We start from the raw sequence: 14,432 nt of genomic DNA, 5'->3' as shown, positions 1-14,432 counted from the left end.
GCCGCTGGCCGGCAACTGCAATCATCTGCAGATCCTGTGGTTGCCGGCCAGCGGCCGGCACTACCGGTAGCTGTCACCCCGGTACCGGGCAGTTGCTGGCCTCCAGCACACCCTGCAGCCGCTCGCGTTCACCGCGTGCGGTATCGCGGTTCTCCGGCGCGGCGAAGCGCTCACGGCCGCGGGCATCGCGGAAGCGCTGCTGCCAACCACCGCAGCGCTGCGCTTCGGGAAGCGCTTCGCAGTGGTCGCGCACCACTTCACAGCTGGCGGCATTCACCGGCGTCACTCCGCCAAGGCCCTGTACCGTCATCAGCTCGCAGCGGCCCGGTGCGGCCTCGTACTCGTACAGGTAGCCGCCGCCCTGGCTGTCGGTGCACTGGAAGATCGGAGGAAGCGGCGGCTTCGGTGGACCGTCACCTGCGGCGGCGCGGGCCTCGGCATCGCGGCGCAGCGTCGCGCTGTCGAGGATCTGGTCGTCTCCTGCGTGTTCGACCATGCCTGCTTCCATGATCGTGCGTCCTTCGTCCGCGCGTCGTGATTCTGCTGGGGCCGCAGGGGCAACGCCCGGTCCGGCCGGCACCGGCGCGGGTGTTTCAACGGGCGCGGATGCAGGTTCGGCGGCTACAGGCGCAGCGGCGGCCGGCTGCGAGTTGGCCGGGTCGGGGATGCGCAGCACCTGCTGCTTGCTGCCGGTGGCGCACGGCGTGCGCTGCAGGGTAGGGACGTCACTGCTGCTGGAGGTACAGCGGTAGATCACGCCCTCTTCGGCCAACGCGCTTCCGGGCAGCAGCACCAGGAGCAGCCAGATCACTCGGTTCATGCGCACAGCGTACAGGCTGCGACGGCGTGCTGCGCTCAGCGTTCGCAATCGCGCGACAGGCGCGCATCGATACCGCGCTGTTCGTTGCTGATGGCGGTGCGTTCACTCTGCAGCGCGCTGTTGTAACGGCGATCCAGCTCCCAGCGGCGGTCACTCAGCCGTGCGCAGACTTCCTGTGGTGGCAACGCATGGCAGCTGTCGCGGACCAGCACGCTGCCGGCCGGCACCTGCACGTCCATGCCGATCGAGGGGCGGCGATAACCCGTGCCTTCGCCGATCGGCGTGCCGATGGCCGGGCGTGGTCCGGGATAGGCTGGACCACGATGGCCGTGCGGCAGCCAGACACTGGTCCACAGCGGCACCCAGCGCGGATTGCCTTCGTTGTTGTCGCTGGTATAGCGCCGTCCGTCCTCGCTCACGCACTCGTACATCGGCTGCGGCGGCTGGATGTAGACGTGGCGGACTTCGCGCTCGCGGATGACCGGGGTTTCGCTGGGCGGCGGAGGCGTGGCATCACTGCGCACCAGCCGTGGAGCGGGATCGCGCGGGCGCTGCAGGTCGCGCACCTGCTGGCGGCCGCTGTTGCACGGCCTGTCCTGCAGGGCGACGGCACCGTTGCTGGCAACGCAGCGGTAGACACGCACGTCCTCGGCCGCGGGTGCCGTCCACGGCAGCAGCAGACACAGGCTCAAGGTGGCGCGCAGCAGGGTCATGGCGGCAGGGTGCGTGATTGTCCGCAGCAGCGCAATCGCCGGCTCAGGAGCGCAGCACGTTGCCGCTGAGCGCGTCGCGGATCGGGGTGGGCTGGGCCAGGCCGCCGGTCTGCCCATCGAGGATGCCGTCGAGCAGGCGCAGCAGGCGCGGGTCCAGTTCTTCGCGGCTGCGTGCCGGTGGTTCGCCGGCCAGGTTGGCGCTGGTGGAGACCAGCGGGCCGCCCCAGGCGCGGCAGAGTTCGGCCACCAGCGGGTGCGCGCTGATGCGCACCGCGATACCGCTGTGTTCGCCGGTGACCCAGGGCTGCGCGCGCGGGCCGGCAGGCAGGATCCAGGTGTTGGCACCGGGCCAGCTGGCCAGCACCGCGCGCTGGCGGGCGTCGGGCAGCGCCTGCAGCCGCACCCAGCCTTCCAGCTGCGCCAGTTCGGCCGCGACCAGGATCATGCCTTTCTCGATCGGGCGCTGCTTCAGCCGCAGCACCATGTGCACCGCAGCTTCGTGCGAGGGATCACAGCCCAGGCCCCAGACCGCTTCGGTCGGGTAGGCGATCACGCCGCCCGCGCGGAGCGTGGCGACAGCAGAGTCCAGGGTGAGTTCTTTCATGGCGGCGACCGGCCCGGCGTGGGCCTTCATTATCCCCCTGCCGCGTGCAGAAGGGGTGGACCCTGGCACCCGGTAGTGCCGGCCGCTGGCCGGCATCTGATGCATCTGGGGTTGCCGGCCAGCGGCCGGCACTACCCCTCATCCACGCATGGCGTGGATCTACTTCTTTGCAGCGGCCTTCTTCGCCGGGGCTTTCTTCGCAGCAGCCTTCTTCACCGCTTTCTTTGCCGGGGCCTTCTTGGCAGGCGCTTTCTTCGCAGCGGCCTTCTTCGGCGCCGCTTCCTTCTTCACCGCCGCCTTCTTTGCCGGGGCCTTCTTCGCGGCAGCCTTCTTGGCGCCGAAGCCCTTGCGCACCGGCTTGCCGGTTTCTTCCATCAGCTGCTGCACTTCGGCCAGGGTCAGCGAGGCCGGTTCGCGATCCTTGGGGATCTTGCCGTTCATCTTGCCGTCGCTGATATACGGGCCGAAACGGCCGTTCAGCACCTGGATGTCGCTGCCCTCGAACTCCTTGATGATCCGGTTGCGCGCGATCTCTTCCTTCTCTTCGATCAGGAACACGGCGCGGGCCAGGTCGATGGTGTACGGGTCGTCTTCCTTCTTCAGCGAGGCATAGGTGCTGCCGCGCTTGGCGAACGGACCGAAGCGACCGATGCCGACGCTGACCGGTTCGCCCTTGTCCTCACCCAGCGCGCGCGGCATCAGGAACAGTTCCAGCGCGTCTTCCAGGGAGATGGTGTGCATCGACTGGCCGGGGCGCAGCGAGGCGAACTTCGGCTTCTCCTCGGCGTCCTCGGCGGTGCTGCCGATGGCAGCGTAAGGCCCGAAGCGGCCGAGGCGTACGCTGACCGGCTTGCCGGTCTTCGGGTCGGTGCCGAGCTCGCGCGCGCCACTGGCCTCGGCACGGTCGACCGATTCCTTCTTGTCTTCCACCAGCTCCTTGAACGGCTCCCAGAAGCGGGCCATCAGCGGGATCCACTCTTCTTCGCCACGCGAGACGGCGTCGAGCTCGTCTTCCAGCTTGGCGGTGAAGTCGTAGTCCACGTACCGGGTGAAATGGCTGGACAGGAACTTGGACACCGCGCGGCCCACATCGGATGGGCGGAAGCTGCGGCCTTCCATTTCCACGTACTTGCGGAACAGCAGGGTCTGGATGATCGAGGCGTAGGTCGAGGGACGGCCGATGCCGTACTCTTCCAGCGCCTTCACCAGCGCCGCTTCGGTGTAGCGCGGCGGCGGCTGCGTGAAATGCTGTTCGGCCTGGATGCGTTCCAGCGGCACGCGGTCGCCGGGCTTCATCGCCGGCAGCTTGCGGCCTTCGTCCTCGTCCTCGGCGCTCTTGTTGTCCTTGCCTTCTTCGTACACGGCCAGGAAGCCGGGCACCACCACGGTGGTGCCGCTGGCGCGGAACACGTGTTCGCTGCCGGCGGACAGATCGACGCTGACGGTGTTGAGGGTGGCCGGAATCATCTGGCAGGCCACCGCACGCTTCCAGATCAGCTCGTACAGCTTGCGCTCGTCATCGGTCAGGTAGCGCGCCACCTGCGCAGGCGTGCGCAGCGCCGAGGTCGGGCGCACCGCTTCGTGCGCTTCCTGGGCGTTCTTCGACTTGGTCTGGTAGGTGTTCGGCTGGTCCGGCAGCGAGGCGATGCCGTAGTCGCGGGCGATCACGTCGCGGATCTCGGCCAGCGCGTCCTGCGACAGGTTCACCGAGTCGGTACGCATGTACGAGATCAGGCCGACGGTGCCTTCGTCACCGATCGCCACGCCTTCATACAGCTTCTGCGCGACCTGCATGGTCTTGCGGGTGGTGAAGCCGAGCTTGCGCGAGGCTTCCTGCTGCAGGGTGGAGGTGGTGAACGGCGGCGCCGGGCGGCGCTTGCGCTCCTTGCTGGCCACATCGGTGACATGCAGCGAGCCCTGCGCGGCCTGCTGGATGCGCAGGCGCGCGGCCTCGGCGGTGTCGCCGTCGGTGATGGTGAACTGTTCGAACTTCTGCCCGTCCAGCTTGATCAGCTTGGCGTTGAAGTGCTGCGACGGGTGCGCGCACTCGGCGGCGATCGACCAGTATTCGCGGGCGATGAAGGCTTCGATCTCTTCCTCGCGCTCGACGATCATGCGCAGCGCCGGGCTCTGCACGCGGCCGGCGGACAGGCCGCGCTGGACCTTGCGCCACAGCACCGGCGACAGGTTGAAACCGACCAGGTAATCCAGCGCGCGGCGCGCTTGCTGGGCGTCGACCAGGTCGCTGGCGATCGCGCGCGGCTGGCTGATCGCTTCCTTGATGGCGCGCGGGGTGATCTCGGTGAACACCACGCGCTGCATCGGCTTGTCCTTGACCAGCCCGCGTTCCTTCAGGATCTCGGCGATGTGCCAGCTGATCGCTTCACCCTCGCGATCCGGGTCGGTCGCCAGCAGGATGTCGTCGGCGCCCTTGGCGGCCTTGGCGATCGCATCGACATGCTTTTCGTTCTTGTCGATCACGTCGTAGTGCATGGCGAACCCGTTGTCCGGGTCGACTGCGCCTTCCTTCGGGATCAGGTCGCGCACATGCCCATACGAGGCCAGGACCGTGTAGTCCTTGCCGAGGTATTTGTTGATCGTCTTGGCCTTGGCCGGCGATTCGACGATGAGCAGGTGCTTGGGCATGTCAGGAAAGGTCTGTGGGCGGACCGGGGGAGAGGGGCCGCTAGGGTGGAGCAAACGGCCGCATTAGTGAAGCGGCCACGGGCAAATCCATAAACTGAACGCCCGGTAATGTGCCGGGCGTTCAGGTTTCACCTTATTAGAGGAATCACGCCCGGCCAGCCCATGTCAAGCAGCCAAGCGTGAGGATGGCCGTTCATGAGGCCATCTTGGCGATGAAGCCAACCGCGAACACCATGAGCGCAAGGCCCACCAGCGACAGCAGGCCGGTCAGTACGAGCACCAGCACGGTCACCGTGCCCAGCTCCCGGCGCTGCAGCTGCGGCTGGTCGGTGTAGGCCCAGCGGTCGACCACCAGGGTGTCGCAGATCATGTCGTGCAGGCCCTGCTTGCGCTCGGTGAAGGCGGCCATCAGGAAACCGATGCCGAGGGTGAAGGTGCTGAGCACCGCGGCCCAGTAGCGACCAAATGCGCGGGCCTTGGTCAGGCGCTCGCCATTGCTGCGCACGACCTTGATGCCGACCGCCATCTTGCCCAGCGTGGCACCGCCCTGCGAGGCATGGAACCAGGTGTAGTACGCCATGCCGATGGCCAGGTTGATCAGGGCACTGGCCAGCTGGGCCACGATTTCGATGGCCGATTCGCCGCTGCCCACCGCACCCATGCTGGCACCAAGCGCCACACCGAGGATGGCGCCGATGATGCCGCCGGGGATGGCCAGCACGAAGTAGTCGATCATGTAGGCCGCCACGCGCTTCCAGAAGCCCGCGTAGACCACTTCGCCGCCCATCACCGGCTGGGCATGGCCGCCGCCGCCGAGCGCCGCAGGGGCGCTGTAGGGCGAACTGCTGAGGGCGCCGGTGCCAGGCAGTGGCGCCGTACCGTTGTCGATCGCGGCATAGTCGCCACGCAGGTCGAAGCCGCCACTGCCGGTGGCCGTGCTGGCGTCGGCCAGTGTCTGCAGTCCCAGTTCGTCGACCACCTGGCGCAGTGCAGCCCACTGCGCCATGCCTTCGCGCCAGACCAGGGTGTCCAGGTTCAGCTGGCCGCGCTGGAAGCGCTGGCGGATCTCCTGGACCGGCAGCGGGCCCTGGCGTTGCTGTCCTTCGGCGTAGTACCACTCAGTCATTGCATGTTCCCTGTTGAATCATCCTTGGAGGTGCTGGCGTGCGCGTGGCTCAGCCGCGGCACGTCGGCGGCAGGTACTTGTCGTTGCTTTCGCCACTGCATTCCCAGCGGCCGCTGTCGCGATCGTATTCCAGCCACAGCAGGTCGCCATCAAGGCTCTTGCCGGGCAACGCCAGGGTGGCTTCGATGCCGCAGTGGCCATTGTTGAAGCGACCGATGTTCACCGCCGACAGCCCTGCATGGGCGAAGTCACCCGGGGCCGGGAAGCCGGCGTCGTTGGCACCGGGGCAACGGCCTTCGTCATCGGCGAAATGCTGCACCTGGTCCTTCAACGGCTGCAGCGCGGTCACTGCGCCGGCGACCTTGGCGCGCACGGTGTAGTCGTTGTAGGCGGGCAGCGCGATGGCAGCCAGGATGGCCACGATCGGGACCAGCACCAGCAGCAGGCCGCCGCCGATGATGGCGGTCAGGGCGTAGCCGGACAGCTTTTTCTTCGGCGCCGGCAGGGCGGTGGCCGATGCACTGGTGGTGTAGGGCGTGGACGGCGGCAGTACCGGCGGCTGCGGCGGAGGCGGTGCCACCGGTTCCGGATCGGGCTCGGGTTCCACCGGCGGTGCGGCAGCGTCCAGCGCCGGCACGATCAGGCCGAGTTCGTCGACCACGGTGCGCAACGGCTGCCATTGCGGCAGGCCGTCGCGCCAGACCAGGGTGTCCAGGGAGATCTGGTTGTTGCGGAACAACTCGACCAACTGTTCCGCCGGCAGCGGACCCTGCTGCCGGTTGCCTTCTGCATGGAACCACTCGCTCACGGGGACGCTCCTGAATGCGCTATGCCCCCAAGTGTACGGTCAGTGCAGGGGTTCTGGCTCGTCCATGAACATCTGCGTCTCCATCCAGGCGTACGCCGCCTCGGAGCCGGGCTGGTTGAACAGCACCATCAGCACGACCCACTTCAGGTCGTCCAGGTCCAGTTCGTCCTGGTCCAGGGCCATGGCCCGGTCCAGCACCAGCTCGCGCTGGTCGGCGTCGAGGATGCCGTGCTGTTCCAGGTACAGCAGGAAACCACGGCATTCCACGTCCAGCTTGTCCAGCTCGGGGCCGTGGTAGACGCGCACGGGGCCATCGACCCGCGCCTGGGCCACGCTCGGCCGCTGCGCGGCCAGGGCATCGAGCCAGTCGAATGCCTTGTTGATCTCGGTTGGGCTGAAACCGGCCTGGATCAGGCCGTTCTGGAGCGAATCGCGGTCACGGATCAGGTCCGCATCTTCGCTGAAATAGTGTTCAAACAGGTACAGCAGTACGTCCAGGATGCTCTCTTTCATTGCCCCTCGGCCTGCGTCGCGCGACGCTGTGGAGGTGAAGAAACTAGGGAGTTCGACAGTAGCGGCCGTGTACGCACACCACGATTCCCGCCAGTTCCATGGCCAGCAGCATGGAGGACACCTGGGGCGCCGTCAATCCACAGCGCGTGATCAGTGAATCCATACCGCTTGGGTTGTGGTCCAGGGCCCGCCACAAGCACTGGTAGTCAGGGTCGTCGGCCCAGCGCGCCGGCAGGAGTACCGGCGGTGCCTGTTCAGTGGGGGTGGCGAGCCGTGATTGCAAGCCCGGCAGCTGCTGGCGAAGGGCGGGCGCCAGCATTTCAAGGACCTCCTCCGGGCGCTCGACCAGTGCGGCACCCTCGCGGATCAACCGGTGGCAGCCCGCGGCGCGTGGGTTGAGTACCGAACCGGGCAGGGCACAGACCTCGCGGCCGGCCTCGGCGGCCAGGCGTGCGGTGATCAGGGCACCCGAGCGCTGGGCGGCCTCGACCACCACCGTCGCCAGTGCCAGCCCGGCCACCAGGCGGTTGCGGGCTGGAAAGTGACCGGGGCGTGCCGGCGTTCCCGGGAGGTATTCGCTGAGCACTGCGCCTTCGGTGGCGATCCGGGCCTGCAGCCTGGCGTGGCTGTCCGGGTAAGCCCGGTCCGGGCCGGTGCCGATCACCGCCACGGTGCAGCCCCCGGCGTCCAGCGTGGCCTGGTGGGCGGCCGCGTCGATGCCTGCCGCCAGGCCGCTGGTCACCGCCAGCCCGGCTTCGACGAAGCAGCCGGCAAACCGGGCGGCCAGGGCGCGTCCGCCCGGCGTCGGCGAGCGGCTGCCGACCAGCGCCACCGACGGGCGCCAGGCCAGGCTGGGGTCGCCGGCGATGAACAGCGCCAGGGGTGGGTTGGGGACATCCAGCAGGGGCGGGGGGAATGCCGGATCGGTGAAGGCCAGCAGGTGCTGGTTGTCGTCTTCCAGCCAGCGCCGTGCCACGGCCCAGGCCCGGGTGTCCGGGCATTCCAGCGCGGCGCACTGCTCGGGCGTGCAGCCGTGCGCGCGCCAGTTCGCGGCGCCCTGCGCGATCGCAATCTCCGCGCTGCCTGCGGCCTGCAGCAGGGCCCGCCGTGGCGCCAGCGCGCCGCCTGCCATCAACAGGCGCAGCAGCGCCTCGTCAGCTTGGTTGGTCATCCCCCCACTATCGAGCGCATACAACAAAGGCGCCCTAGGGCGCCTTCGCATGTGGCTGTCAGGTTTTGCCGGAGGTGCCTGCCGGCCAGCGGCCGGCACTACCTGCAGTGGCCGGGCAACCCGGGACTGGTTACTTCGCGTCCGGGTGCAGTGCGTTGAACCCCACGCGTACCGGCTTCACGCCCTGCATCACCAGCGCGTAGCTGACGTTGTCGAAGGTACGGAACACCATGGCGTGCGCGGCGTATTCGTCCGGCAGCGAAACCCGGCCGGCGCCGGTGCTGAGCGAATCGTCCATGCGCGACGAGGTGGGGTACTTCATGCGGTGCGCCACGTGGCGGCCCGGGCGCCACAGCGAGAACACGGTGCCGTTGTCCACGCCCTGGGCGCGACCTGCGGAAATCGCGATCACATCGCGCGGGCCAGCGGCGGTGAACATGTCGGTGACGGCCAGCACGCGCACATCGACGCCTTCGACACCGGCGGCCGGGACATGGGGGACGAACTGCAGGTCGTACGGCTTGGCCTCGACCGGGACCAGGCGGTCGCCGGCACGCACCTCGCGGCCGCCTTCGTTCTTGTCCAGCACCAGGGTGGACGCCTCGACCTTGCCGCCGGCGACATGGGTGATGGTGCCGGTGGCGACCTGGGCCAGCTCATAGCCGAGTATGCCGCGGCGGTGGTTGGGGGCGTTGTAGGCCCGCCACAGGTTGCCGCTGCCGGGGGTGACGTCGCCGTTGGCGGTCAGGTCCTCGGTCGGCTTGGGCTGGGCGTAGCGTACGGTCGGGCGGACCACGGCCCAGCGCTGGCCCAGCTGGGCGTCGGCCAGGCGAACGTAGACCGCACTGCCGCTGGTGACGCGCAGGCGTTCTTCTTCCAGGCCGGCCACGTAGGGTAGCTGCTCGATGCTGTCGACCACGCTCAGCTGCTTCAGGAACGGCTCGACCTGGGCCAGCGGAATGGCATCGATCGGGGCTTCCTGGCGCGGGCCGGGCTTGGCAGCGACGGTCACCCGGTCCAGATAGGCCAGGCTGAGCACGTCACCGGGATAGATCAGGTGCGGATTGGCGATCTGCGGATTGGCCTGCCAGATCTCCGGCCACAGCCACGGCTTCTGCAGGAAACGTGCGGCGATATCCCACAACGTATCTCCTTTTCGGACCACATAGGTGTCCGGGTGCCCGCCATTCACTTCCACGGCGGTAGCATAGGCAGCCACGGTCAGCATCGCCGCGGCGACGACCGTACGAAAACGAAGCAACATAGGTGTGAAGCCCTGATTCCCCAACAGGTCCGCGCACTATAGTCCAGAAACCGGGGCGCAAGGCAAGCGTTGGAGCTAGAATCTGCGACGTATGCCGGCGTGCCGGCCCCCTATCCGGAAACAGCCATGGCCCTTCTCCCCATTCTCGAGTTCCCCGATCCGCGCCTGCGTACCAAGGCTGCGTTGATCGAAGCCGCCGAAGTCACCACGCCGGCCTTCCAGGAACTGATCGACAACATGTTCCTGACCATGTACGACGCCCCGGGCATCGGCCTGGCCGCCACCCAGGTGGACGTGCACAAGCGCTTCATGGTCATCGACGTCAGCGAAGAAAAGAATGAACCGCATGTGTTCATCAACCCGGAAATCGTCGCCAAGGACGGAGGCCGGGTGTACCAGGAGGGCTGCCTGTCGGTTCCGGGCATCTTCGCCGACGTGACCCGCGCCGATACCATCACCGTGAAGTACCTGGACCGCAACGGCCAGGAACAGCAGCTGGAAGCCGGCGAAGTGCTGGCCACCTGCATCCAGCACGAGATGGATCACCTGGACGGCAAGCTGTTCATCGACTATCTGTCGCCGCTCAAGCGCGAGATGGTGCGCAAGAAGCTGGCCAAGCAGCGCAAGCACGTGGCGTGATCGCCAATCCGGGCCGCCCATCGGGTGGCCCGTGCCTGCGCGACGCGCGCGGGCTGTACGGCGCCGGCCGACGGCGCCGTTTTCTTTCCTGCACGAATCCATCCTGCAAGTGGGGTAGCCATGAGGATTGTCTTTGCCGGTACGCCGGAATTCGCGGTGTCGTCGCTGCGCGCGGCTGCGCGCCACCATGAGGTCGTGGCCGTCTACACCCAGCCTGATCGTCCGGCCGGCCGTGGCCGTGGCCTGGCGCCGTCGCCGGTCAAGCTTGAAGCCGTGGCCCGTGGCATTCCGGTCTACCAGCCCGAATCGCTGAAGGATGAAGCCGCCCAGCAGCAGCTGCGCGACCTGCAGCCGGACCTGATGGTGGTGGTGGCCTATGGCCTTATCCTGCCCAAGGCGGTGCTGGCCATTCCGACCCACGGCTGCTGGAACGTGCATGCCTCGCTGCTGCCGCGCTGGCGCGGTGCCGCGCCGATCCAGCGCGCGATCCAGGCCGGCGATGCAAAGACCGGCGTCTGCCTGATGCAGATGGAGGCCGGCCTGGATACCGGCCCGGTGCTGCTGCACCAGGAGCTGCCGATTGCCGGCACCGATACCGGTGGCCAGCTGCATGACAAGCTGGCGGAACTGGGCGCGCAGGTGCTGTCCGACGGCCTGGGCCTGCTGCGGGCCGGCATCAAGCCGATCGCGCGGCCGCAGCCGGAGCAGGGCGTGACCTATGCGCACAAGCTGGACAAGGCCGAGGCCCGTCTGGACTGGGCGCTGGATGCAGGGGCGCTGGCACGCACCGTGCGCGCCTTCAATCCGTGGCCGATCGCCGAAGCGACGCTGGCTGGCGAGCGGGTGCGCATCCATGGCGCGGTGGCGCTGGATGAGGCCCACGGCCAGGCGCCGGGCACGGTGCTGGCGGCCAGCCGCGATGGCATCGACATCGCCTGTGGTCAGGGCGCACTGCGCCTGCGTGTGCTGCAGCGGGAAGGTGGCAAGGCGATTACTGCGGCCGACTACCTCAACGCCCGCCGCGATCTGCGCGTGGGAGCATAAGCGGTGTCGAAGCAGAACGATTTCTCCGTCGCCAAGGCGGCGCCGGGCGCGGCCACGCGCATGCTGGCCGCACGTGTGCTGGCACAGGTGTTCACCCGTGGCCGTTCGCTGAAGGCCGAACTGGCCTGGGCGCTGCCGAAGCTGGCCGACAGCCGCGACCGCGCGCTGCTGGAAGCCCTGTGTTTCGCCGTCCTGCGCCGCCGCAGCACCTACGACGCGGCGCTGCAGTCGTGGATGCAGAAGCCGCTGTCGGCGCGTGATGCCGATCTGCGCACGCTGCTGATGGTCGGGTTCGCCCAGCTGGACGTGCTGGAGCTGCCGGCGCACGCGGCGCTGTCGGCCACCGTCGATGCCGCGCGTGCACTGGGCCGTGAGCGCCAGGCGGGCCTGGTCAATGCGATCCTGCGCCGCGCGCAGCGCGAAGGTTTCCCGGAGCAGCCAGCGCGCGATGCCTTCCCGGAATGGCTGGCCGATGCGGTGGAACGCGATTGGCCGGCACAGGCCGACGCGATCTTCAGCGCCAGCCTGCAACCGGCGCCACTGTGGCTGCGCGCCAACCGCCAGCAGGGCGGTCGTGACAAGGCACTGGCCGCGCTGGCCGAAGCCGGCATTGCCGCAGAAGCCAGTCCGCTCAGTGCCGACGCGTTGCGCCTGGCCTCTCCGGTTGCCGTGAATCAGCTGCCCGGCTTCGCCGAGGGCGCGATCTCGGTGCAGGACCTGTCGGCGCAGTGTGCCGCCGATGCGCTGGCCCCGGTGGCCGGTGCCCGCGTGCTGGACGCTTGTGCGGCCCCCGGCGGCAAGTCGGCGCACCTGCTCGAGCGCGACCCCAGCCTGCGCCTGCTGGCGCTGGATATCGACGCGCGCCGCCTGGCCCGTGCACGCGATACCTACACCCGTACCGGCGTGGGCGAGCATGCGCAGACCCTGGCGGCAGATGCCAGTGATCCGGGCGCCTGGTGGGATGGCGTGCCGTTCGACGCGATCCTGCTTGATGCGCCGTGCTCGGCGACCGGCGTGATCCGCCGCCAGCCGGATGTGATGTTCCACCGTCGCGCCGAAGACATCGATGCACTGGTCGGCGTGCAGGCGCGCCTGCTGGAAGCCTGCTGGTCGATGCTGCGCCCGGGCGGCGTTCTGTTGTATGCCACCTGTTCGATCCTGCGCGCCGAGAACATCGATCAGGTGCGCGCGTTCCTGAAGTGGCATCCGGATGCCGTGGCGCAGCCGCTGGGCGATGCATTCGGCGTGGATTGCGAAGGGGTGGCGCGCCAGCGGCTGCCGGGTGAAAACGATGCTGACGGTTTCTTCTACGCGCGTCTGTTAAAAGCAGCCTGACCCCCGCTGCCGTTTCGAGTCCCATGCTGAAAGCCCACGCGTCGCGCCAGACGTGGTTGTTGGTGGTGATGGCCCTGCTGGTGCTGGGGGCCGGCCTGGGCCTCCGTGATCCGTGGCCCTCGGATGAGCCACGTTTCGCGCTGGTGGCCAAGCAGATGGTCGACAGTGGCTACTGGTTGTTCCCGCATCGCGGCCCCGAGCTCTATTCGGACAAGCCGCCGATGCTGATGTGGTTGCAGGCGGCGATGTACAGCCTGGTCGGCCACTGGCGGGTGGCGTTCCTGCTGCCCTCGCTGCTGGCCGCGCTGGGCACGCTGTGGTGCGTGGTCGATCTCGGCCGCCGCCTGTGGACGCGGCAGGTGGGGCTGTACGCGGGCTGGGCACTGCTGTTCGCGCTGCACTTCACCTTCCAGGCGAAGAAGGCGCAGATCGATCCGCTGGTGGTGCTGTTCATCACCCTGGCCAACTACGGCCTGCTGCGCCATCTGCTGCTGGGTCCGGCCTGGCGCTGGTGGTGGCTGGGCTGGTTCTTTGCCGGCATCGGTGTGATCACCAAGGGCGTAGGCGTGCTGGCGCTGATGATGATCGCGCCGGCGGCAGTCGCATCCGTGCTGCACTGGCCGCGGGTACGCCTGCACGTGCGCGACCTGCGTTTCTGGCTGGCACCGTTGGCCTTCCTGCTGGCGGTGTCGTTGTGGCTGGCGCCGATGCTGCTGGCAGGCTTCGCCACCGGTTCGGAACCGTACCGCGCCTACATGGACGACATCCTGTTCCGGCAGACCGCGCGGCGCTATACGCAGTCCTGGGACCATCACCAGCCGTGGTGGTACTTCCTGGCGATCATGCCGTCGATGTGGGTTCCCGCGTTCCTGCTCCTGCCCTGGGCGCTTCCGGCCTGGTTCCGGCGGCTGCGCCGGCGCGATGCGCGCTACCTGCTGCCGTTGGCCTGGTGGCTGCTGGTCGTGCTGTTCTTCTCCCTTCCGCACGGCAAGCGCGACGTCTACATCCTGCCGGCATTGCCGATGTTCTGCCTGGCGCTGGCGCCGTTGCTGCCCGGGTTGCTGAGGCGGCGCGATGTGCAGCGCGTGCTGGGCGCATTCACCGCGTTGCTGGCACTGGCGCTGGGGCTGGTCGGTGCGCTGGCGCTGCTGGGTGATCCGGATTTCGAAGTGCGCCTTACCCATGGCCGCGGGTTGCTTCCCGGTGCCACCGATGCGCTGGCCTGGGCGGCGCTGGCGATGGCGGTCTGGTCGGCCTTGAGCCTGTGGGTGTGCGGGCGCCAGCGTCGGCACGTTGCCCTAGTCTCTACCCTGGCAGGAGTCTGGGTGCTGTACAGCCTGGTCGGTTATCCGGTGTTGAACGACTCCAGCTCGGCCCGTGGCCTGATGCGCGAAGTGAGTGCACGCATCGGCCCGCAGGCCGAGCTGGGACTGGTGGCATGGAAAGAGCAGAACCTGCTGATGGCCGATCGCCCGGCGGCCACCTTTGGATTCGAAGCACGTTGGCATCAACAGCTGCAGGCGGCCGTGCGCTGGCAGCGGCTGGTTCCGCAGCGACGCTGGCTGCTGGTGAACGAGGATGCGATGCAGGCCTGCATCGATCGTGCGCGGGCCGAGATGGCGGGCATTTCCAATCGTCGCCGCTGGTGGCTGGTGCCTGCCGATGCGGTCGCCGGCGACTGCCGGCCGTCAGTGGCGGAACTCGAGCACGAGCGCCGCCTGCAGGGGCCCGGCATCACCGATTGAGCGT

Annotated in this window: 13 protein-coding genes; 4 read left to right on the top strand and 9 right to left on the bottom strand. The window is 68.2% G+C overall.

Annotation, left to right across the window (positions count from 1 at the left end; all coding sequences use genetic code 11):
- Positions 1-73 precede the first annotated feature (73 nt).
- The 9 genes from ACSYS9_RS21720 to ACSYS9_RS21680 all read right to left on the bottom strand — a co-directional run bounded on the left by ACSYS9_RS21720 (position 74) and on the right by ACSYS9_RS21680 (position 9,665).
- Positions 74-820 (bottom strand): hypothetical protein, encoded by a 747-nt coding sequence (locus ACSYS9_RS21720; protein WP_071227862.1) that lies wholly within the window; start codon positions 818-820, stop codon positions 74-76.
- A 35-nt stretch (positions 821-855) separates the two neighbouring features.
- On the bottom strand, positions 856-1,533 hold the full coding sequence (locus tag ACSYS9_RS21715; protein WP_071227861.1) for a DUF4124 domain-containing protein: 678 nt from the start codon (positions 1,531-1,533) through the stop codon (positions 856-858).
- A gap of 43 nt (positions 1,534-1,576) precedes the next feature.
- Positions 1,577-2,167: a Sua5/YciO/YrdC/YwlC family protein gene (locus ACSYS9_RS21710; RefSeq protein WP_019338925.1), complete on the bottom strand. Its 591-nt coding sequence runs from the start codon at positions 2,165-2,167 to the stop codon at positions 1,577-1,579.
- Positions 2,168-2,296: 129 nt separating this feature from the next.
- Positions 2,297-4,783: a DNA topoisomerase I gene (locus ACSYS9_RS21705; protein ID WP_032129673.1), complete on the bottom strand. Its 2,487-nt coding sequence runs from the start codon at positions 4,781-4,783 to the stop codon at positions 2,297-2,299.
- A 193-nt stretch (positions 4,784-4,976) separates the two neighbouring features.
- Positions 4,977-5,909, bottom strand: coding sequence for an RDD family protein (locus tag ACSYS9_RS21700; RefSeq protein WP_049461963.1), 933 nt, complete (start codon positions 5,907-5,909; stop codon positions 4,977-4,979).
- 49 nt (positions 5,910-5,958) lie between these two features.
- Positions 5,959-6,717, bottom strand: a complete 759-nt coding sequence (locus ACSYS9_RS21695; protein WP_440568558.1) for a pilin — start codon at positions 6,715-6,717, stop codon at positions 5,959-5,961.
- Positions 6,718-6,756: 39 nt separating this feature from the next.
- Positions 6,757-7,230: a DUF494 family protein gene (locus tag ACSYS9_RS21690; protein ID WP_005411195.1), complete on the bottom strand. Its 474-nt coding sequence runs from the start codon at positions 7,228-7,230 to the stop codon at positions 6,757-6,759.
- 43 nt (positions 7,231-7,273) lie between these two features.
- Positions 7,274-8,401 carry a DNA-processing protein DprA gene (gene dprA, locus ACSYS9_RS21685; protein WP_071227860.1) on the bottom strand — a complete coding sequence of 376 codons (1,128 nt, stop codon included), beginning with the start codon at positions 8,399-8,401 and terminating at the stop codon, positions 7,274-7,276.
- Between the two features lie 130 nt (positions 8,402-8,531).
- A complete protein-coding gene (locus tag ACSYS9_RS21680; protein ID WP_032128553.1) occupies positions 8,532-9,665 on the bottom strand; it encodes a LysM peptidoglycan-binding domain-containing protein in 1,134 nt (377 codons plus the stop codon).
- Between the two features lie 126 nt (positions 9,666-9,791).
- Between ACSYS9_RS21680 and def the strand changes: the two genes are divergently transcribed.
- The 4 genes from def to ACSYS9_RS21660 all read left to right on the top strand — a co-directional run bounded on the left by def (position 9,792) and on the right by ACSYS9_RS21660 (position 14,428).
- On the top strand, positions 9,792-10,304 hold the full coding sequence (gene def / locus ACSYS9_RS21675) for a peptide deformylase (protein ID WP_008267110.1): 513 nt from the start codon (positions 9,792-9,794) through the stop codon (positions 10,302-10,304).
- Between the two features lie 120 nt (positions 10,305-10,424).
- Positions 10,425-11,348: a methionyl-tRNA formyltransferase gene (fmt, locus tag ACSYS9_RS21670; protein ID WP_071227859.1), complete on the top strand. Its 924-nt coding sequence runs from the start codon at positions 10,425-10,427 to the stop codon at positions 11,346-11,348.
- A gap of 3 nt (positions 11,349-11,351) precedes the next feature.
- On the top strand, positions 11,352-12,683 hold the full coding sequence (rsmB, locus tag ACSYS9_RS21665) for a 16S rRNA (cytosine(967)-C(5))-methyltransferase RsmB (protein ID WP_010481181.1): 1,332 nt from the start codon (positions 11,352-11,354) through the stop codon (positions 12,681-12,683).
- A 23-nt stretch (positions 12,684-12,706) separates the two neighbouring features.
- Entirely contained in the window at positions 12,707-14,428 is a 1,722-nt protein-coding gene (locus ACSYS9_RS21660; RefSeq protein ID WP_071227858.1) for an ArnT family glycosyltransferase, read from the top strand.
- The last annotated feature ends 4 nt before the right edge of the window (positions 14,429-14,432 follow it).

Origin of the sequence: Stenotrophomonas sp. STK17_22 (assembly GCF_051983905.1) — a bacterium.
Classification (GTDB): domain Bacteria; phylum Pseudomonadota; class Gammaproteobacteria; order Xanthomonadales; family Xanthomonadaceae; genus Stenotrophomonas; species Stenotrophomonas maltophilia_A.
The sequence above is the reverse complement of the archived record's forward strand: the minus strand, read 5'-3'. Positions and strand labels throughout refer to the sequence as shown.